20 protein-coding genes and 2 tRNA genes are annotated in these 19,494 nt (G+C 43.7%); 2 read left to right on the forward strand and 20 right to left on the reverse strand.

The window, feature by feature from the left end; genetic code table 11:
* Window positions 1-2: 2 nt before the first annotated feature.
* From C1A47_RS07405 to C1A47_RS07415, 3 genes are all read right to left on the reverse strand, one after another.
* Complete coding sequence (locus C1A47_RS07405) at window positions 3-839, reverse strand: ParA family protein (protein WP_111893925.1); 837 nt, start codon at window positions 837-839, stop codon at window positions 3-5.
* An 81-nt stretch (window positions 840-920) separates the two neighbouring features.
* Complete coding sequence (locus tag C1A47_RS07410) at window positions 921-1,310, reverse strand: SirB2 family protein (RefSeq protein ID WP_111893927.1); 390 nt, start codon at window positions 1,308-1,310, stop codon at window positions 921-923.
* 9 nt (window positions 1,311-1,319) lie between these two features.
* The gene (locus C1A47_RS07415; protein ID WP_111893929.1) at window positions 1,320-1,628 is read right to left on the reverse strand and encodes a BolA family protein; all 309 of its coding nucleotides are present in this window, start codon (window positions 1,626-1,628) and stop codon (window positions 1,320-1,322) included.
* 203 nt (window positions 1,629-1,831) lie between these two features.
* Between C1A47_RS07415 and C1A47_RS07420 the strand changes: the two genes are divergently transcribed.
* Window positions 1,832-1,907, forward strand: a tRNA-Gly gene (locus C1A47_RS07420).
* A 45-nt stretch (window positions 1,908-1,952) separates the two neighbouring features.
* Window positions 1,953-2,028: transfer RNA gene (locus tag C1A47_RS07425), tRNA-Gly, on the forward strand.
* Window positions 2,029-2,214: 186 nt separating this feature from the next.
* Here the strand turns inward: C1A47_RS07425 and C1A47_RS07430 are convergent.
* The 17 genes from C1A47_RS07430 to C1A47_RS07510 form a co-directional block, all read right to left on the reverse strand.
* Window positions 2,215-2,676 carry a MarR family winged helix-turn-helix transcriptional regulator gene (locus C1A47_RS07430; RefSeq protein WP_111893931.1) on the reverse strand — a complete coding sequence of 154 codons (462 nt, stop codon included), beginning with the start codon at window positions 2,674-2,676 and terminating at the stop codon, window positions 2,215-2,217.
* Window positions 2,677-2,898: 222 nt separating this feature from the next.
* Window positions 2,899-3,894, reverse strand: a complete 996-nt coding sequence (locus C1A47_RS07435; RefSeq protein WP_111893933.1) for a TauD/TfdA family dioxygenase — start codon at window positions 3,892-3,894, stop codon at window positions 2,899-2,901.
* Between the two features lie 29 nt (window positions 3,895-3,923).
* The gene (locus C1A47_RS07440; protein ID WP_111893935.1) at window positions 3,924-4,679 is read right to left on the reverse strand and encodes a class II aldolase/adducin family protein; all 756 of its coding nucleotides are present in this window, start codon (window positions 4,677-4,679) and stop codon (window positions 3,924-3,926) included.
* Window positions 4,680-4,692: 13 nt separating this feature from the next.
* Window positions 4,693-5,694 carry a ketopantoate reductase family protein gene (locus tag C1A47_RS07445; protein ID WP_111893937.1) on the reverse strand — a complete coding sequence of 334 codons (1,002 nt, stop codon included), beginning with the start codon at window positions 5,692-5,694 and terminating at the stop codon, window positions 4,693-4,695.
* A gap of 12 nt (window positions 5,695-5,706) precedes the next feature.
* Window positions 5,707-6,444, reverse strand: a complete 738-nt coding sequence (locus tag C1A47_RS07450) for an ABC transporter ATP-binding protein (RefSeq protein ID WP_319921965.1) — start codon at window positions 6,442-6,444, stop codon at window positions 5,707-5,709.
* Between the two features lie 32 nt (window positions 6,445-6,476).
* Window positions 6,477-8,279 (reverse strand): ABC transporter permease subunit, encoded by a 1,803-nt coding sequence (locus C1A47_RS07455; RefSeq protein WP_111893941.1) that lies wholly within the window; start codon window positions 8,277-8,279, stop codon window positions 6,477-6,479.
* Entirely contained in the window at window positions 8,276-9,313 is a 1,038-nt protein-coding gene (locus C1A47_RS07460) for a branched-chain amino acid ABC transporter permease (RefSeq protein ID WP_111893943.1), read from the reverse strand. Before C1A47_RS07460 ends, C1A47_RS07455 begins: the two co-directional genes overlap by 4 nt.
* A gap of 98 nt (window positions 9,314-9,411) precedes the next feature.
* Entirely contained in the window at window positions 9,412-10,557 is a 1,146-nt protein-coding gene (locus C1A47_RS07465) for an ABC transporter substrate-binding protein (protein WP_111893945.1), read from the reverse strand.
* 335 nt (window positions 10,558-10,892) lie between these two features.
* On the reverse strand, window positions 10,893-12,170 hold the full coding sequence (locus C1A47_RS07470; protein WP_227539748.1) for an OprD family outer membrane porin: 1,278 nt from the start codon (window positions 12,168-12,170) through the stop codon (window positions 10,893-10,895).
* A gap of 661 nt (window positions 12,171-12,831) precedes the next feature.
* Window positions 12,832-13,797: a p-hydroxyphenylacetate 3-hydroxylase reductase component gene (locus C1A47_RS07475; protein ID WP_111893949.1), complete on the reverse strand. Its 966-nt coding sequence runs from the start codon at window positions 13,795-13,797 to the stop codon at window positions 12,832-12,834.
* Window positions 13,798-13,844: 47 nt separating this feature from the next.
* Complete coding sequence (locus tag C1A47_RS07480) at window positions 13,845-14,798, reverse strand: PDR/VanB family oxidoreductase (protein WP_111893951.1); 954 nt, start codon at window positions 14,796-14,798, stop codon at window positions 13,845-13,847.
* A gap of 42 nt (window positions 14,799-14,840) precedes the next feature.
* Window positions 14,841-15,578: an SDR family NAD(P)-dependent oxidoreductase gene (locus C1A47_RS07485; protein ID WP_111893953.1), complete on the reverse strand. Its 738-nt coding sequence runs from the start codon at window positions 15,576-15,578 to the stop codon at window positions 14,841-14,843.
* 15 nt (window positions 15,579-15,593) lie between these two features.
* A complete protein-coding gene (locus C1A47_RS07490) occupies window positions 15,594-16,079 on the reverse strand; it encodes an aromatic-ring-hydroxylating dioxygenase subunit beta (protein ID WP_111893955.1) in 486 nt (161 codons plus the stop codon).
* A gap of 21 nt (window positions 16,080-16,100) precedes the next feature.
* Window positions 16,101-17,378, reverse strand: coding sequence for an aromatic ring-hydroxylating oxygenase subunit alpha (locus tag C1A47_RS07495; protein WP_111893957.1), 1,278 nt, complete (start codon window positions 17,376-17,378; stop codon window positions 16,101-16,103).
* Between the two features lie 11 nt (window positions 17,379-17,389).
* Window positions 17,390-17,914, reverse strand: a complete 525-nt coding sequence (locus tag C1A47_RS07500; RefSeq protein ID WP_111893959.1) for a nuclear transport factor 2 family protein — start codon at window positions 17,912-17,914, stop codon at window positions 17,390-17,392.
* A 17-nt stretch (window positions 17,915-17,931) separates the two neighbouring features.
* On the reverse strand, window positions 17,932-18,291 hold the full coding sequence (locus C1A47_RS07505) for an IacB protein (RefSeq protein ID WP_111893961.1): 360 nt from the start codon (window positions 18,289-18,291) through the stop codon (window positions 17,932-17,934).
* Between the two features lie 27 nt (window positions 18,292-18,318).
* Window positions 18,319-19,488, reverse strand: a complete 1,170-nt coding sequence (locus tag C1A47_RS07510; RefSeq protein WP_111893963.1) for an acyl-CoA dehydrogenase family protein — start codon at window positions 19,486-19,488, stop codon at window positions 18,319-18,321.
* Window positions 19,489-19,494: the final 6 nt, after the last annotated feature.

Here is a 19,494-nt window from a genome sequence, read left to right on the forward strand (position 1 = left end):
CCTCAAGGAAGTTGTTCTATTTCCGCAAACAAAGCCGAATAAGCTTGACTTAGTTTGTGCTCAGGTGCGAGGTGAATCAAAGGTTTATTCTTGTGATGAGATTCTTTCATGAGGACTGATGGCGGTAACATATTGTCCAAGACAGGCAAACCTTGATCTTTGAGTTGCTGAACCACCTCACGTGGCAGCTTTGCCTGAGCCTGAAACTGGTTCACGACAATCCCTTCGATTTCCAGTCGCTGATTATGATCATCTTGCGTTTCTAGAATATTTTCAATCAATGTTTGTAAAGCACGTTGGGAAAATACGTCACAATCAAATGGAATCAACACACGATCGGCCGCAATTAATGCAGATAAGGTAAAGAAATTAAATGCAGGGGGTGTATCGATATAAATGCGGTCATATTTACCCGAAAGCTCGCCAATCGCATCACGCAATTTATAAATTTTATGTTTACTTTGTAGGCTATGTTCCAGTGCGCCAAGACTTGGACTTGCCACCAAAACATCCAGATGATTAAAAGGTGACTGATGTGTATAACTTTCCAAACCTTGCGAACGAGACTTGAGCAAAGCCCCGAGTGTGTTCCCAATCAGGCTTTTATTGGCTGTGCCCAAAACTTCCTGATAAAAGCTTTCGATATTCGGCTCTAGTGCCTGCTGGCGACCATTAAAACTTGCAGCATCTCCAAGCAGATACTGGCTCGAGTTAGACTGTGGATCAAGATCAATCACCAATGTTTTCAAGCCATGTTGCGCACTAATACTGGCAAGATTCACGGTAATACTTGATTTTCCAACACCACCTTTCTGATTAAAAATGACGCGTGTCAGCATAGTTCTATCCTAATTATTTTAATGGCCTTAAGCTCTAGTCTAACCTAGAGCCTTTTGACCGTGATTAAAGCTGTCCAACAATTATGTAAATACTGGTTGAATCTTCACTAAAAGTAAAATAGCGAACAATGCAATCCAAGCAATCACGATACCTGCGCGGCGCTGCACCAGCAAAATTCCCTCTTTACGGCGAAAAGCTTTGATCAGTGAAGAAAACATCACCACAAACAAAACGGCTTTTGCATAAAACCAAGGTTGCACCTGAAAATGTTTCATCCACAATAATGCACCACCCGTCAGCAATAACAAGGTAATGGTTGAATGTTGGAGCGCAATCACAAAACGCGGGGTTTGCCCTGCGAGTTGTTCATCCTTCATACGAAACAAACGTAAGGAGCTTAAGGTCAACATCAGTAGCAACAATAAAATGCCAATGCCATGCACAATCTTGAGTAACAAAAAAGTCGTCATGCAGCACCTTTAGCTTTTAGGTGCATGAGCACATTCAGGACTTGCTGGGGCTTGCCCTTCCCACTCACTTGGCAAATAGGCATGAATCGCTAAAGCATGAATGGCACTTGGAGCAAGCAATTCGGCAGCTAAGGCATAAATTTTTTGATGACGCTGTACAGCGCGCAGCCCTGTAAAATCTTCACTGACAATCACCACTTTAAAATGTGATTCTTTACCAGGATAGTAACCACCGTGCCCTGATGACTCATTGATGACTTCCAAATGAGTCGGCTGGAGTTGTTGTAAACGTTCGATGAGTTGTTGCTCTAAAGTCATGAGAAACTGTCCTGTCGTACAAAAAGATCTTTGTTTTGAGTATAGCAATTTTTCTTGGATTCACAGGGCTTTCTCATCAATGCATCGGCTGAATTGTTTTTTAGCCTCAATTTTGAGGATTTTGCTTTTATTTTATGCAATTAGTTCAAGAAAACCTGAAAACTTATTGATTCTAAATCTACTTGATGTAATATATGCGTCACGCGGGAATAGCTCAGTTGGTAGAGCATAACCTTGCCAAGGTTGGGGTCGCGAGTTCGAGTCTCGTTTCCCGCTCCAGATTTGGTGTTTTAAGTGTAAGTTTTAGTAAAAACTGCTCAATATGCGGGAATAGCTCAGTTGGTAGAGCATAACCTTGCCAAGGTTGGGGTCGCGAGTTCGAGTCTCGTTTCCCGCTCCAAATTCAAAAGGCGCTTATCGAAAGGTAAGCGCCTTTTTTCTTTTTAAATGATTAATTTAAAAGTTATGTAAAGGGCTATCTATAACAGATTACCCTTGATTCCAAATCGGAAAATCATTTTTATATTCATCAAATCAATCAACTGATTCTGTATCTAATCGAATTTACCCTCTAAAATCGAGTCAATCACTCCAAATTATGTTTAATGGTCTTCAGGCTTTCATTGAGCTTTTTAATATCGCCTGGTTTTAAACCCGAAAAGCTATCATTAAATAATAAAGAAGTAATTTCATTAATTTTAATCACCATCTCATGGCCTTTTTCGGTCAAATTCACCCGTGTAACACGACTGTCCACTTCAGACTCAGAGGTATCGAGTAAGCCTTCATCTTTTAAACGGTAGATGATTTTTGTCGCAGTCGGGATTTTGATAATCGACATTTCTGCAAGTTCAGAAATACTGGCATTTGGTCGCGCATGAGACGCTAAAATAATGCGGCGTCGCGAGTTGTCGAGACCGTATTTTTTAAGCGAGTCATCCATTTTATTAATATAAAGCCCATAGACTTGTGCAATCCAATAGTATGGAAAATCATCTATATTAAAATCATCATGTACTGGAAAATATTTCGAATATTTGTTTGACATCTGTTTAACTAAATTCCAAAGTTATCGAATAAAAAAGAGTGTAAAACCGTTGTCCATTATTGATTCTAGCCGAATCATCTACACGATAACATGAATTTAATGATCTATTCTCCAACTTCGTTTTTATCTTACTTTTCAATCAAACCTACCTTTGAGTCAATCATTAAGTTACCCACTCATAAAGCCATCATCAACAGCTTAAATGCATGCGCAACCTGCACTTTATGCAGCCACTTCAATTTTTTTCGCAATGCCATTTCGGCCTGGGAAATCAGGTGCAAGCTCCCGTGCATTGGGCATTTTGAGCCACAATCTTAAGAGTTTTCGGCGTTGTTCGAGTTCATCATAATCCTCAAACCCCGTTCTCGAATGCATCACGACATAGTTATTACAAAACTGGATGTCACCCGGTTCAAGCATCATATCTAGGCGAAAATCAGGATGATGAATAAACCCATCAAAAATATCGAGTGCCTGCTTTTCAACTTCAGCAAGGGGCACATTTTTTCGTTCATGCCCCAATTCAATATAAGCGCGTAAATAGCGACAACTGAGTTTGTTTTGGTGATAGCTAAAAATTGGGGTGAGGGTTGGCTGATCATCCCCCAAATGGTCGCAATAAGTTGGGTAATAGTAATATCCCAGATATTCAGGATAATGTTCCAAAATGTGGTTATAGACCATGCTGGCACTGACCAGACTGCTGAGACCCCCTTCTTTTGCCTTGCGAATACACAGCAACCCGACCACATCGGATAAATCGGTGTGATACGGCAAATAGCTGTTGGTTTCATAGGTTCGTGTGGTTTTCTGGGTTTTGTCTCCCACATTCGCCACCACACCGAGCAAGTCACCTCTCGGGTTTTGCGTCACGGGTAAACCCATGTACAAGCCTAAACCATAATAGATGTTGGCTAACTCAGCTTCAGTATATCGCTCCAAGGAAAGCCCCTTGAGTACACAAAACCCAAAACCATGTTCCAGTTCATTGACCCATTTTCCAATCAGTAACAATAATGCTGGATCTTGGATCACAAAATCCTCTTGGGTAAAGTCAGGGGCAGCAAGACCTTTTTGCTCTAGCTGCCGAACAAGCTGATCAAAAGTTGCCAGATCATGTTCTGAAAACACATATTGCCAGCGCTGATCGTGTTTGAGATCTTTGCCGAGCCAAGCAGATGCCGTTTTAATGGTTTCTTTTAAAATGAGATTTTGCATTTCATTATCCTCACCTTACCCAAACAAGATTATGCTTTTTTAGAAGCATCCATTTTACGAACCATGGCATCAAAGAATTTGGTTGCAAAACCACTCTCACGAATCAACATTGCGGTGAGGTCTGCACATTTTTCCTTAATGTCTTCTTCCAACAACACATCTTCGCCGCCAATCGCGTCGGCTTGGCACTGAATTTCTGCTGCACGCTGTACTGTCCAAAGCAAGAAAAAGGCTTTTTCAATGCTACTTTCACCCACAGCAATGCCATGATTGCGTAACACTAAAATATGCTTGTCGCCCAAGCTTTCGATCATGCGCTGTTTTTCTTCTTGGAATAAGGTAATCCCTTCAAACGCATGGTAGCCAATACGACCATAAAGCTGTGCGCCATAGAAATTGTCATGTTTAAAAGCTTGTTTTTTCTGAACAATTGCGCTGATTGGCGTCGTATGGGTATGAATCAGGCAAAAAATGTCTTCACGCGCCGTGTGAATCGCACTGTGCAGCGCAAAACCAGCAGGGTTGCCATCGTAATCGGACGGTTCAACTTTGTGACCTGTATGATCGACTTTCAACAAGTTTTCAGGGGTAATCTCGGTGTAGTTCAAACCAAACGGATTCACCAAGTAATGCTCTTGTTCACCCGGCAAACGCGCAGAAATATGGTTAAAAATGGTTTCTGTCCACCCAAAAAAATCGACCAAGTGATAGCACTGTGCCAATTTCACACGTAAATCCCATTCTTCCTGAGACATATTTTTCACTGTATTGACTTGTGTATTCATTATCCATTCCTTCTTAACATGCTGTTGTTGTTCGTGATTGTTCACTGAGATATTGGGTCAAGCTGCAAATGTTTTGGGTAATCGGCATTTGACATTCATAACGCTCTGCCAGTTCAAAAACGGCCATGGCAATACTGTTGAGTTCGAGTGGTCGTTTGTGCTGGTAGTCTTGCCACATGGAAGTATGCACATCGCCCATTTGTGCACCGAGCTTTAAAAAGCTGTGCGGGTCGATCGAAATTCGTGCACCGTAACTCACGGCCACCAGTCGAATTTCCTGCATGATTTGCGTAACGAGGGTATGCAGCTTCGGATGCGAATAAATGTCTTGCAGTGTTGCACCTGTCACCACTGACAAAGGATTAGAACTCAAGTTAGCAATGACTTTGGTCCAAATTTGATCGCGGATATTGTCCACCACACGCGCTTCGATGGAGGTGTCGGCAAACAAGGCTGCCAAGGCTTCAATCCGTGGGGTTTTCTGGTGTTCAGGCTCACCAAAAATCAACAGATAGGGATTATTGGATTTCACCACGCCATGACTGAGCAATTCCGCAGTAATAAACACCACCGAACCAATCAATTGCTGAAACGGGAACTTCTGAATCAGCATTTCATCCTGATCAAGGCATTGAATCGACTGGATTTCTTGGCGTTCTTGGCCAATATAGAAATACCAAAATGGAATGCCATTCATCAGAGGAATCACTAGGCTGCTTTCATGCAAGACCGTATTTAAACCATCCACCACATTTTTAAGGGCATCGGCTTTAGTTGCAATAAACACCACATCCTGCGCTGGCAGACTAGAAATATCTTCCACCACCATATCGGGGTAAACATGATGCTCACCCGTTAAATCGGTCAAGTGAATGCCGTGTTCCATCAATACGGTGCGGTTCTGACCGCGTGCCACCAAAGCTACATGTTCAAAACCCGCGAGAATTAATCGCGCAGCCACTGTACAACCGATTGCACCTGCACCCAAAACACAGATCTTGGCCTGTTTATCCATCTCTTACTTACCTCAAACCGCTAATACATCTTGATGCTTACTGTTACTACCTAAATAGCTTTCAATAATGCGTGGATCTTCAACCAAATGGCTGCCTTTGCCTTCCATTGACAACTCGCCCATTTCCAGTACATAGGCGTAGTCAGCCAATTTCAGGGCAGCACGTGCGTTTTGTTCAACCAACAAAATCGACACGCCTTGGCCACGTAACTGGTCAATAATTTTAAAAATTTCTCGGGTAATCAAAGGTGCAAGCCCTAGACTCGGTTCATCGAGCATCAGCAGCTTCGGCTTTGCCATTAAGGCCCGACCCACTGCCAGCATTTGACGCTCACCACCCGACAAAGTGCCCGCTTCCTGAACACGACGCTCTTTGAGACGCGGAAAAATGCTGTAGACATGCTCTAGCGTGTCTTTATAGCTGCGATCACCTTGGCGATAGCGCTGAAAAGCACCCAGCATCAAATTGTCTTCTATGCTCATCGAACTAAACAGCTCGCGCTTTTCGGGTACCAACCCCAAACCACGCACCACCATGCGTTCAATTTGCGGGCACTGATCGACTTGTCCGTCAAACTCGACATCACCTTTAGAGCCTAAAACGCCCATAATCGCAGACAACAGCGTGGTTTTTCCTGCACCATTCGGCCCGACCACCGACACGATTTGCCCTTCGTTGACCCGCATGTTGAAGCTGTTGAGTGCTTCAACTTTGCCGTAGTTCACACTGAGGTTTTTCACTTCCAGCAGGCTTTTGCCTTGGTCGTTCGCTTCTACAATTTTCATGCTGCACCTCCCAAATACGCTTCAAGAACTGCCTCATTTTTTTGAATTTCTTCAGGCAAACCTTCCGCAATTTTTTGTCCGAATTCCATCACCACAATGCGATCAACCAGATTCATCACGAAGTCCATATCATGCTCAACCAGTAAAATTGCCATGCCTTCAGCACGCAGCTTGATCAACAAATCTGCCAGCGCCTGTTTCTCTTTGAGACGTAGACCCGCCGCAGGTTCATCGAGCAGTAGCAATGAAGGTCGTGCACACAAGGCACGTGCGATTTCCAGAATCCGTTGTTGCCCCAAAGCCAGATTGCCTGCTTCGGTATATAGAAATTCACCCAAGCCAACACGATCAAGTTGCAGTTTGGCTTCATTTAACAGGTTGTTTTCTTCTTCACGGTCGAACTGCAAAATCGACGCCATCACGCCTTTAATCCCACGCAGATGGGCGCCAATCGCGACATTTTCTAGAACGGTCATTTCAGGCAAGATTTTCACGTGCTGGAATGTTCGGCTTAAGCCGCGTTTTGCAATTTCACGTGAGCCCAAGCCATTGATTTTTTTACCTTGGAAAATTACGTCGCCACTGGTTGGCTCATCGACACCTGAAAGCTGGTTAAACATGGTACTTTTGCCTGCACCGTTTGGCCCGATTAACGCCAGAATTTCACCTGCATGAATGGTTAGATTCATTTGATTGTTCGCGACCAGCCCCCCAAATTTTTTGGTGACATCTTTCGCTTCCAAAATCACTGAACCTTTTAAAGGCAACTCTAAAGATGGCAATTCACGGGTGGGTGGTTGAATTGAAACGTGTTGATCTTTGGCTTTAAAGCGCTGTGGAATGCATTTCATCAAGAGCGGCCACAAGCCCGATGGTGCTTTTTGCATGAGTACAATGATCAGCAAGCCAAACACGATCGTTTCATAGTGCCCTTCTGCACCAAAAATCAGCGGCAGAAAATCCTGTAACCATTGACGTGCCATGGTAAAAATACCCGCACCTAAAATGGCTCCCCAAATACTGCCTACACCGCCAAGCAATGCCATGAACAGGTAATCAATCCCCGCCTGCAAGCCAAATGGTGTTGGGTTAATAAAAGCTTGGTTATGTGCATACAACCAGCCTGAGATAGACGCGAAAATTGAAGCGATCATAAAAATCACCATTTTCGATCTGAAGGTATTTACCCCCATTGACTCAGCCATGAGCTGACCACCATTTAAGGCACGGATCGCACGACCTTCACGCGAATTCAGCAAGTTTTTGGTGACCACAATCGCGGCAAATAAAATCACCCAGATCAGGTAGAACATCTTGTTACTGCTGTCGACGGCTGCACCCAAGATGCTAATGCTCGGAATGTTGGACATGCCTGACGGGCCACCCAAACCATCGATATTGGAAAAGAGGTAATACAGCGAGATACCCCACGCAATCGTACCTAGTGGCAAGTAATGTCCTGAAAGTTTCAGAGTCATACAGCCAACAATCAGTGCAGAGAACATGGTAATCATCAGACCAATCAACAGACCCGCCCATGGACTGCCTGCTGTCCAGCTCAACCAATGCGGTAGCTGCTCAGTTGCGGTGATATAGGCTGTTGCATAAGCACCGATGCCGACCAACGCCGCCTGACCAAAACTGGTCATGCCACCGACACCTGTTAACAGCACCAACCCCAACACCACTAAGGCATTCAAGCCAATGTAGTTCATTAATGTCACTTGGTAGGCAGGTAACACGACAGGGCTGATGAACATCAGTACGATAAAACCGAAGAAGATATATTTTGCTTTCATTCCCCATCCTCCTCTGAGTGACGCGACGTTAAAGATTTCCAGATGAGAAACGGGATAATGATGGTAAAGACGATAATTTCTTTATAATCACTGGCCCAGAACATCGAAAATGATTCGATCAGCCCCACCACAATTGAACCAATCGCTGCGACAGGGAAACTTACCAAACCGCCAATAATCGAACCAACAAAGCCTTTTAAGCTGATCAGGAAGCCTGAGTCATAGTACAAGGTGGTAATCGGTGAAATTAAAATGCCCGATAAAGCCCCGATAAATGCTGCCAACGAGAAGGTCAGCTTGCCTGCAAAAATCGGAGAAATCCCCATGAGCTGTGCGCCAACACGATTGACTGAAGTGGCATGTAGTGCTTTGCCATACAAGGTTTTGGAGAAGAAAAACCACAGCGCCACAATCAAAATAAGAAAAGCCGCTAAGATACACAGCGTCTGGCTGTTTACAGTTAAACTGCCCACATCAAACGTTGCATTACTAAATGGTGTAGTTTGCGCACCATTTGGACCAAAAATGATTAATCCCAGACCCACCAGTGTGACGTGAGTTGCGATAGAAACAATCAATAACACCAGTGATTTTGCAGAAGCCAAAGATTGGAAACAGGTTCGATAAATCATTGGGCCGAGCGGTGTAATCACGGCAAGGGTCAGTAAAATCTGGAAAAACATCGGCATGTTTGCCAGCGGCAATTTATACATACAGCCGAGTAAAATCAGAATATAAGCCCCCAACCCTGCTTTCGCTTTCCAGTGAAAAGCCTGTTGATGTCTTAAATAGCTGTATCCATCTAATCCAAGGTTAATCACATATAAAGCACTGACTAACCACACCACATGACTCGGTGTGCCTGCTTGGATCGACGCCAGTGTTAAAGCGCCAAAAACTGCAAACTCACCCAGCGGAATCAACAAAATGCGTGTTACGGTGAACACGAGAATGATACACAGCGCGAGCAAGGCATAAATTGCACCGCTAGTAATACCATCCTGACCAAGAATTAACGCAATATTTAAATCCATACGCCTAACCTTCGTATTTTTTAGAGAAAAAGCGCCCTCTAGGAGAAAAATTTCCCCTAAAAAAATTCAGCTGATAGGTAAAAGTGTTGGCTAAAAGATTATTTCAGCAACTTCCAGTGTCCGTTCAGGACAGCGATCATGACGCGACCACGCTGGTCAAATCCGCTGTGATCCATTGGTGTCATGTTGTATACCCCCTGAGTCCCTGCAAGGTTTTTTGTATTTTCAAGCGCGGTACGCAATGCTTGGCGGAATTGTAGAGTGCCTGGTTTTCCTTTCTTCAACGCAACAGGAACTGCACGTTGCAACAGAAGTCCCGCATCGTAAACGTTCGCACCGAATGTTGCTGGGTAATCTCCATATAACTTCTTGTAATTATTCATATAAGTCAGTGCAACAGGCTTAGATGGATTGTTGTTTGGAATCTCATTAATCACCAGCATCAGGCTTGCAGCCAAAATGGTGTGATTGACTTTTTCCCCGCCCATTTTCAGGAACTGATCGAGAGCCGCTCCATGAGTTTGATACATTTGCCCGCGATATCCACGGTCATAGAGTGCGACTTGCGGCGTGACTGCCGAACTGCCTGGTGCTGCGACCAAAATTGCCTGTGGTCTTTTGGCAATCAGTTTCAGTGCCTGACCTGTTAATGAGGTGTCCTGACGCTGGAAGCTTTCTTTGGCAACAACGCTAATGCCATTTTTTGCCGCCAATGCCGTAATCACTTTATTCCAGTTATCACCATACGGATCAGCCGTACCAATAAAACCTAAGGTCTTGATCTTTCGCTTCACCATGTCCTGCACTAAGGCAGATGCAATCAAATCATCATTTTGTGTGGTCTTAAACACCCATTTTTTCTGAGGATTCATCGGTAAAACCGCCGCAGAAGTACCAACAGGCGCAAGCAATGGAACACCTGCTTTAGCAATAGTGCCAATCACGGCCATGACATTTGGAGAACCTGATGGCCCAATGATCGCATCAACATTGTTTTCTTTGATGAGTTTATTGACCGCTTTGACCGATGCGGTTGGGTCACTGGCATCATCAATCGAGATGTATTGCACGCGTTGCCCACCAATGGTTTTTGGCAATAAAGCAATGGTATTTTTTTGTGGAATTCCCACCATGGCCACTGGGCCACTGGCTGAACTAATCACCCCAACTTTAATATCAGCAAATGCTGTTGATACTGTGGTTGCTAAGATCGACGTAAACACTACTGTTTTGATCAAATTCATCCCAAATCCTCCTATTTGCCGAACGCTTAGAAATTTAATTGAAAGATCAAAAATATTACAGAGTTAATTAATGCACATTCCATGCCATTATTGAGAATAAAATTATTTTTTAAATTATTTTAAATCAATTACTTAAAATTATATTATCCCTCCTTGTCTTTTTATAATTACATATACATTTCAAATATTTTTTATGCCCTATGATGAATCAATCATACAAAAAAATGCTCAAAAAGAATACTATTTTAATCAACTATTCACAGCCTAAAAAACAACGCGATAGACATAAAAAAAGAGCCTCCCAAAGAGACTCTTTTCTTCCCATCAACCCCACATTAGAACGTATATTTGTAGCTGACAATTAAACGGGTTTCTTTAAATTTATTCCCTACATTGTTGTTTGAAGACTGATACTTCTGATCCGCAACAATATAAGATGCCTGCAAGCCTAAACCTTTAAATTTGCCTTTTGGCACCATATAGGCAACGGTTGCAATTTTTTCGTATTCCTTATTATCAGGCAAACCAGCAATTCCTGTCAGTTTGGTGCGTGACATACCTGTACCATGTAAATAACGGAAAGTTGTCGACAAACCAGGGACACCCGCATCGGTAAAATCGTAGGTATAAGCCACATGCCACATCAACTCATCGGGTGCGATAAACCCGAGGTTCGACCATGCATGTAAATACGGTTGCGGCGGATAGTTTCCAATGGTTGGGAAATTGGTTGTACCGTAGTTTTTGCGTGCACCGAATGCCAAGGTATGCATGCCATTTTTCAAAGTGGTCATCAGACCAAAAGACTGGCTATCAACTTTACCGTCAATCGCGCTGCCATCTTCTGAACTATTAAAATAACGCCCATCCAGTTTAATCTTGGTGCTTTTGACTGCGGTAGAATACGCCAGATTTACATAGTGTTGATGATAAATATCTTCTAACTGACCAAACCAGTACGCCCCAGAAATCGAAGGTGTAAAGTTGTAATCCAAACCCACCAGATTCATCCCATCACTTTGTTTAGTTGGATCTTTTGGATCAATGACGCCTGGTTTAAACAAAGTCATTTTTTCATATTCATCATCGTTACGGGCATTAATGCGCGTGATACGACCTAGAGTGACTTTTAGATCTTTAATTTCCTTAGATTCAAGCATTGCCCCCATATAGGTGGTGGGCAACTGGCGTGAGTCGTCGATAAAAATCACAGGTGTGGTTGGATAGAGTTCACCCACTTTTAATTCTGTTTTGCTGTATTTGAGCTTTAAGGTTGCACCAAATTTTGAATAGTCACGCTCTTGCTTGCCTGTGCTTTTATTATAAGGCAAGACCATATCATCCCGAGTATCATACATATTATTGAGACGAAATGCATACTGTGCTGTTAAATCCAAACCGACTTGAATTGGAGTGTCGGTATAACCCGATTCAAACTTGGTTGATACTGCCTGGCTCCAGCTCCCAATATTCGATTTTCCACCTTCATAATAATCACGATCGACATAAAAGTTTCTTAAATAAATAGAAGTCTTACTGTCACTAAAAAAATCAGCATGTGCACTATTTAAACCAGCCACCCCCAATAAAACCATTAAATAGGTTTTATTCATATTCCTCGAAAATAAAACAGAATTACCCATAACAACCCCTCAAAAAAATCGTTTTGCGCCGTAGATATAATATGAATATCTATTTATTTAATTGACATGTCAATTTTATGAGGTGCACCAATTTTGCTCAAATTTCCATCAAAAACTCAATCAAACCGTATAAACACCAATCTAGTGCAGCATTTTTTGGTTTTTTATTAAACAAAGCCTGTTATTTTTTAAACAGCAATATTTAACTGACATTTCTATTAAATTACGAGTATTTCGCTTATATTTTGTTACATAAATACAGAATAATAATTTTTAATGCACCAAAAAATTAACCCTAAATCAGCGTAATTTTTATTTAAATGAGTAATCAGATTAAATATAAGCTATAAAAAAATATTGATAGACAAATATAAGAGAAGATTTTTGATTTTTATTTAACATTAAATGATTTATTTTATAAAATAAAAACAAGCCAATATTAAAAAACTCACTTTCATTTTAATCAACATCTTCTTTATTTGTTCTAATATAAAAAATAGACTTCTTTCATCATTACTTACACCCTCTTTATTTTTCTCCCATAGGGAGAAATAAAAAGGGCTGATGAAAGAAGTCTAATAAAGAGCATGATGAAAGCAGTTAAATATTGACTTGTTCTGCACCGAATTTTTTAAGCATTAAAACCAATCAAATCTCTTAAAATCGTAAAGAACGCTTCTTTTTCCTGATCGCTATACTTTTTAAAGACTTCTGTTTGATGACCATCGGCAATATCAAATAACTGCTCTGCCGCCTCTTTACCTTTTTCTGTCAAGGCAAAAAAGTCTTCATGATTTTCCAGCAAATTCATGTTTTCCAGAATTTCAGTAGCGCGGTCAATTTCCAGCATCGGAACCGCAACATCCCGCAGCAATTCCTCTTTTGAGGTAGCCGTTTCACCTGCAAGTACCATCAGCAAACGGGCTTCACTGGTACGCAAACCAGAGGTCATTTGTTTCGGTGCATAACGCTTCAAATAACCCTGCATGGCACGACTCATCAGAAAGCCCGCATTACGATACAGTCGGGTTTGGAAAAGCTGCTCTTTTTTTGCCGAATCGGTACATGCCTCCAAAGCAAGTCCTAAACTCGGATGCGGCATTACACTTGAGTAAGCCCCTTGATGATAAAGCAAAGGACTACGCCCCTCGTCAGTGAAATTGACCACTTTACCCACAATAATCCAGTGATCACCACCTTCTAAAACTTGGTGACGTTCACACTCAAATACCGCCGAGCAATTATCAAGTACAGGGGCAAAACCCGCTCCGTGATGAAACTGAGTGCCTTCAAATTTATCAATATTTTTTCGGGCAAAGCGATTCGACAATTCAATCTGAGCACCTGACAAAATATTGACGACGAAATGGCTCGCCTGCTCAAATACAGGAAAACTGGTCGAGCGTTTATCAATACTCCATAAAATCAGCGCAGGATCGAGCGAAACTGAATTAAAACTGTTGGCCGTTACCCCAACTTTTTCGCCTTGGGCATTTTGAGCCGTAACAATGGTCACGCCTGTTGCAAAATTCCCCAGTGCACGGCGAAATTGTAATGGATCAAGCTGAGCCACTTTGATGTCTTGCGATGCATTCATTATTAATCTCCCACCACCACATTGAGACCCCTTGGTGGTTCAACGTGTTAAATATCAAGAACTAAACGTGGTGTTTTTGAACGTGAACAACACACCAAAATCTGTTCATTGCTGGCTTTTTCTTCATCTGTGAAATACACATCACGATGGTCAGGCTCACCTTCAATCACATCGCACATGCAGGTTCCACACACCCCTTGCTCGCAGGACATTTCAATTTTGATGCCCTCTTTCCCCAAGGCTGCCAAAATCGTTTCATCTTCATTGACCACAATAATTTTGCCACTGCGCTGCGCCACGATTTCAAAACGATCCCCAGTCAGGTCGGTATCCACCTGAAAATGCTCTTTATGAATTTGTGCATCAGGGAAGTTTTGTGACTGTGCCAGATTGATGATCCAGTCCATAAAACCATTGGGGCCACAGGTATAAATATGACTGGCGGCATCTACATCTTTCAGGCTATTTTGGAAAAACTCGCGGTGATTTGCGCCTTCTTCCTTAAAGTGAAAATGGGTAAAAGCGGCAAGCTCGCCTTGTTTTAACTCATCGACAAAGGCACTACTTACTGCACTTTTTCCACAATAATGCAGTTCAAACGAAGCCCCTTGCGCCTTAAGCTGATACGCCATGGTAATCAGTGGGGTAATGCCAATACCACCACCAATCAGGATGCTATGTTTGGCTGGACTCAGTGGAAATAGATTACGCGGCGCACTGACCTGCAACTGCATGCCTTGCTGAATGTCGTTAAATGCGCAAAGCGAACCGCCACGTGACTCAGGGTCATTTAAAATCCCCAAACGAAACAGGTTCCGCTCTGCTGGGTTTTGACACAATGAATATTGGCGAATCAACCCGTTCGGCAAATGCAGATCAATATGCGCACCCGCCTCAACTTGTGGCAGGGTTTGACCTTGCTCTGCTTGCAATGCCAATACCGCGACATTTCCGCCTTCAATATGGCGGTCTTTTACAATTACTTGATATGTTTCTGTCATCATAACCATCCTTTATTTATTTGCTTCAACCCCTTTTCAGGCTTAGCGCATAAATAAACCGCCATTAATATCCCACGTTGCGCCTGTCACAAACGACGCATTTTCACTGGCTAAAAGCCCGATGGTTTCCGCAATAAACTGCATACTGCCCAAAGCTTTGACTGGAATATTTTCAATAAACTGATCCAGTTTTTCGGCAGGGACAATACTGCGTACCGCAGGTGAATCCATTGGCCCCGGTGCAATGGCATTGACCGTGACACCTTGCGCTGCAAACTGTTTGGCAAAGATTTTGGTCAGGGTCACAATCGCGCCTTTGGTGGCTGCATAGTGGGCACCCGTTGCGGTTCCCCCATTTTGTCCAGCCAAAGAGGCCATATTGATGATGCGTCCATAGCCTTTAGCTGCCATGTACTTGCCCAGAATCTGACACGACTGAAATGTCCCGCGTTGATTAATTTGAGAAACCCAGTCAAATTCCTCAGCGGTAATGTCTAAAACAGGCGTTGCTTTGGTCACAGAAGCATTGTTGACGAGCACATCCAATCGAGAAAATTTTTCTTCAAGCCACTGCACTGCTGCATGAAAGTCCGACTCAACCGAAATATCCAGTTTCAACGGATGCATATTGGCTGAATAGGCACTTTGAGCAATCGCTTGTTCAGCTTTTTCCAAAGAAGTGTCTGAAGCAATCACCTGATAGCCCAAACTTGCCAAATAGGTTGCAATCACATTGCCCAAACCCGATGCCGCGCCAGTCACCAATGCGACTTTTTCCATGACCTTTCTTCCTCTTTATAGAATGTAACTAATGCCTGACAGCGTATCGGTCGAGTTAATCAAGCTCACCACTTTGCGCTGAATCTTGAAATCGCCCGAAGCCTCACGACTTAAGTGATACGTCACATCAGCCGTGTAGTGGCGCAAGTTTTCTTTACGGAATTCACGCAGGTTTTGCGCACAGCGCAGTACCACAGCATCGCCTTCTTCCTGCAAAATCCGCACGCGTGAAATCGAACGGATGGTGTTGGCTTTCGGTGTTGTTGAAATCGCTTCGCCATTTTCCAGACGCTCCACACGCAATTTACGCATGTGGTGATCGTCATAGGCATAGTTCAGACTATTTTCATAATCGGTCAGTTGTGGGTCGATCGGGATAATGTACTTGCCTTGTTCCGCCCAAAGATCGAGCCAGTTGTGGTATTCACCATGATCGAGCATGTCCGCCTCAGACCAGATAAAAGCAGTCACTTCATTGAGTAAATTCAAATTAATATTCATCTTGTTTTTCCTTTGATCCGATTAGGCAGTCATCATTTTTTTCCATTGCTGATATGCAGCACGCATACCTGTTTCAGCACTGACATCACTCTTGAGACCATCTTCCGTTTTCACTTCACCTGGTAGACCACGGTTCAACATAATCCACAAATCATGCCCTGCCTGTGCGCCGTGCTGAACACGTTCCCATGCTTCTGAGTCATCTGGTGTTCCAAAACCCAAAGGCCCTTGGAAATGTTCATGCAGACGTAAACGGTACTGATTGGCAATTTGCGGGCCGCCATCCATGGTGATGACAGAATGGTGAATCTCGGTTTCATCGACTGAAACAGGTTGCAGAACACGGAAAAATGCCATTGAACAAGCAATGTTCGGAAATAAATTCAGGTTAAAGCCCGAACCACCCACCGCACGCACAATACGACGCACTTGTAATTCTTCATGACCTTCGTCACGTAAGGCCTGAGCCAAATCTTCAAAACGTTCTGGAATATCACGTTCCATAAGTTCTTCTTCAAGATCAATCAGTTCAGGAATCATCACCATCACACTATGACCATTGCCCAAATCTTCGACATAACCCGGACCACGAACAAAGTCCAACATGCGTTCAGTCTGTTCATCGACCGAACTCAAGAATGATTTGTGCACCAATGGGAAATGGTAAGCATCGGTAGTGTTTTCGAGCTGGATTTTCCAGTTGCCCGGGAAGCGGAAACGGTGTTCACCCAAGACTTTAATTGGATAGCCCGCGCCCTGTTTCATGAACAGATCCATCCATTTTTTAGCAGGGCCAAGGAAGTCCACCAACGGTTCAATATCTTGCTTAAATGACGCGAAAATCATGCCTTGGTATTCTTCAACACGCAGGCTCACCAATGGAAATTCGCTTTTATCCAGACATTCGCCATAGCTTTCAGGTGCAGGAACACCGCGCAGCGTGCCATCTAGGGCATAGCTCCAGCCGTGGTACGGACAGACAAAGCTGTTGGTTTTACCTTTTTTGTGTTCACACACGGTTGCTGCACGGTGACGGCAACGGTTCAATAAAACATGCACCTGTTTTTTACGATCTCGCACCACCACGACAGGTTGCTGACCAATATTGATGGTTTTAAAACTGCCCGCTTCTGGAATTTCGCTGGCATGTGCCACCCAAACCCAAGTGTTGCAGAAGATTTTGTCCATCTCGTCAGTAAAGATTTTTTCGTCTTTGTACAAAGAGGTATGGACACGATCCGCTTGGACAAGTTCGTTGTAATCGGTTTCAATCGGTGTGACTGGAATTAAACTGTTCATCTGGGTATTCCTTAATTTTTATCTGCGTTTGGTACAGGAAGAGTCGCGTCACTCTCCCAATATGAAACTGGTCGACTAAAGATGTTTTCAGTTTGAAAATGCGCGATTTTCCACTGACCATCGGCTTGTTTTTTATAGGCAACGCTGAGCTTGGCGGCATTTAAATGTGCACGCTGATCTCGAAATGTTGAGGTTTGCAGCATGAGCCAGTGTGCTGTTGCATGGTCATCTTGCACCTCGATTTGTTCTGAACTGACAAAATGAGCATTCATGGCGAAGTGCGCGTCTTGCTGCGTATAGCTGGCAAACATGGCGGCTATCTTGTCTTTGCCTTCATAGCGGCCAAAGCTGGCTTTGTAGCGAGCACCCACTCCTTCCCAGATCGCATCCTGATCGAACAGATCCATCAACTCATCCAGATTGGTCGCTGCATTTAAGTCATCACAAATCTGCATATAACGATTCATTGAGTTACGAATGCTGTTGCTGGCTTCAAGCTTTTCAAGACGTTGAAGAATCTGTTCCCATTGCTGCATGCTCAGTTCACCCCAAATTAGCGTTGAATAATCAGTTCACGACCCACGCGTGCTTCAACTTTGCAATATTTCCAGAGCTTGTACGGCCCTTCACCCACCACGGTGGTGCGGAACAGATTGCATGCCGCATGGACAGTCTCAATGTCTGGCACATCCGCCAACAGATACGTTGTCCACGGCCAACCTGCGCTTGGGCCAACCATACTCTGGTCATCATCCAGACTGCCGTAGACGGTTACCCCTGGCAGGTCATGAATGCCATGCCACATTTCTCCAAATGCCGCCCAGACTGCTTTGGCTTCTGCTGGCGGTGCATCAAAGAAATTCTGGTTAATGCCCATACAAAACAGCACACGTAATGATTTTTTCGTTTCCATGGTAGTTCCTTAATTCAGCTTCTAAACTTATAAATATCCAGGGGTTGGGTCGATTCCAAAGCTCATTGCACCTGCATTGAGTAAGGTTGCATCCCCCATAAAGGCATGTTGTGTCACCACGTTGGCATCGTTGACAAAACGGCTAAACACATTGTTGGTATAAATCGCAGTCATGCCTGCAAGCATCTGCATTTTGCGGGCAACTTTGGCAGCGACACGTGCAGCATGCGTGGACGACAAACGCATTTGACTAATTTGCTCAGGCGTCGGTTGCTGACCTTTTAAAATCACATCCCATACGGCATCAATCGATTGATAAAACCATGCTTTCGATGCTAAAAATTCGGCTTCAGCCTGTGCGAATTCGTATTGTGTGACAGGGCGCTGTGCAATCTGTGCACCACCTGTAATGGAGGATTTTCCTGGTGCAAGCTTTTTAAATTCTTCAAGTGCCGCAGCCGCAACGCCAATGCCCACCACAGTCAACACCTGTGTTGCAAATGACAAAGATGGATATTTGAAAAATGGTTCAGGTAATTTCGATGCTTCACCACGAACAAAAGTCCAGTTTTCTTTGACCAGTACATCCTTCACGATCAGATCATGACTACCTGTGCCTCTGAGGCCCACGGTATCCCAAGTCATTTCAATCTGAACTTGATCGGCTGGCATGACTGCCATACGCGGCAAGCCTTGTGTTTCTTGTCCACGTACAGGTGAAATACCCACCCCAATCACGTCTGCGCCCATGCAACCACTGGAGAATTTCCAGCGACCATTTACGATCATGCCGCTCTCGGTCACTTCCGCAGGTTGCGGTGGAAAAATACCGCCAGCAAAGACCACATCAGGGCCATATTGATAGATTTCCGCCAAAGTCGCTTCTGGTAAAGCCGCCAAATACGCTGGGCTCATCCCAAAGCTGGCGACCCAACCGACCGAACCATCGGCCATAGACAGTTTTTCAATTAATTCGCAAAACTCACGCGGTGTAACTTCATCGCCACCAAAACGTGCAGGAACCAACGCACGATACACCCCGATTTTTTTCAACTTTTCGATAATGTCGAGGGAGATGTAGCCTTGCTCATCAAACTCACCTGTGATTGCCCGCTCTCTGATTTCCTGACAAAGAGTTTCTAAATCAACATCATCGGTGATGTTATTACTAACACCAACCATAGATAGACCATTCATACGGTT

It is taken from the genome of Acinetobacter sp. MB5, assembly GCF_003261585.1.
GTDB lineage: Bacteria > Pseudomonadota > Gammaproteobacteria > Pseudomonadales > Moraxellaceae > Acinetobacter.

Bases quoted from the DNA above. Each gene is read 5' to 3' on its own strand.
- C1A47_RS07405 (WP_111893925.1), bottom strand. From the start codon at position 839: ATGCTGACACGCGTCATTTTTAATCAGAAAGGTGGTGTTGGAAAATCA.
- C1A47_RS07410 (WP_111893927.1), bottom strand. From the start codon at position 1,310: ATGACGACTTTTTTGTTACTCAAGATTGTGCATGGCATTGGCATTTTA.
- C1A47_RS07415 (WP_111893929.1), bottom strand. From the start codon at position 1,628: ATGACTTTAGAGCAACAACTCATCGAACGTTTACAACAACTCCAGCCG.
- C1A47_RS07430 (WP_111893931.1), bottom strand. From the start codon at position 2,676: ATGTCAAACAAATATTCGAAATATTTTCCAGTACATGATGATTTTAAT.
- C1A47_RS07435 (WP_111893933.1), bottom strand. From the start codon at position 3,894: ATGCAAAATCTCATTTTAAAAGAAACCATTAAAACGGCATCTGCTTGG.
- C1A47_RS07440 (WP_111893935.1), bottom strand. From the start codon at position 4,679: ATGAATACACAAGTCAATACAGTGAAAAATATGTCTCAGGAAGAATGG.
- C1A47_RS07445 (WP_111893937.1), bottom strand. From the start codon at position 5,694: ATGGATAAACAGGCCAAGATCTGTGTTTTGGGTGCAGGTGCAATCGGT.
- C1A47_RS07455 (WP_111893941.1), bottom strand. From the start codon at position 8,279: ATGAAAGCAAAATATATCTTCTTCGGTTTTATCGTACTGATGTTCATC.
- C1A47_RS07460 (WP_111893943.1), bottom strand. From the start codon at position 9,313: ATGGATTTAAATATTGCGTTAATTCTTGGTCAGGATGGTATTACTAGC.
- C1A47_RS07465 (WP_111893945.1), bottom strand. From the start codon at position 10,557: ATGAATTTGATCAAAACAGTAGTGTTTACGTCGATCTTAGCAACCACA.
- C1A47_RS07470 (WP_227539748.1), bottom strand. From the start codon at position 12,170: ATGAATAAAACCTATTTAATGGTTTTATTGGGGGTGGCTGGTTTAAAT.
- C1A47_RS07475 (WP_111893949.1), bottom strand. From the start codon at position 13,797: ATGAATGCATCGCAAGACATCAAAGTGGCTCAGCTTGATCCATTACAA.
- C1A47_RS07480 (WP_111893951.1), bottom strand. From the start codon at position 14,798: ATGACAGAAACATATCAAGTAATTGTAAAAGACCGCCATATTGAAGGC.
- C1A47_RS07485 (WP_111893953.1), bottom strand. From the start codon at position 15,578: ATGGAAAAAGTCGCATTGGTGACTGGCGCGGCATCGGGTTTGGGCAAT.
- C1A47_RS07490 (WP_111893955.1), bottom strand. From the start codon at position 16,079: ATGAATATTAATTTGAATTTACTCAATGAAGTGACTGCTTTTATCTGG.
- C1A47_RS07495 (WP_111893957.1), bottom strand. From the start codon at position 17,378: ATGAACAGTTTAATTCCAGTCACACCGATTGAAACCGATTACAACGAA.
- C1A47_RS07500 (WP_111893959.1), bottom strand. From the start codon at position 17,914: ATGCAGCAATGGGAACAGATTCTTCAACGTCTTGAAAAGCTTGAAGCC.
- C1A47_RS07505 (WP_111893961.1), bottom strand. From the start codon at position 18,291: ATGGAAACGAAAAAATCATTACGTGTGCTGTTTTGTATGGGCATTAAC.
- C1A47_RS07510 (WP_111893963.1), bottom strand. From the start codon at position 19,488: ATGAATGGTCTATCTATGGTTGGTGTTAGTAATAACATCACCGATGAT.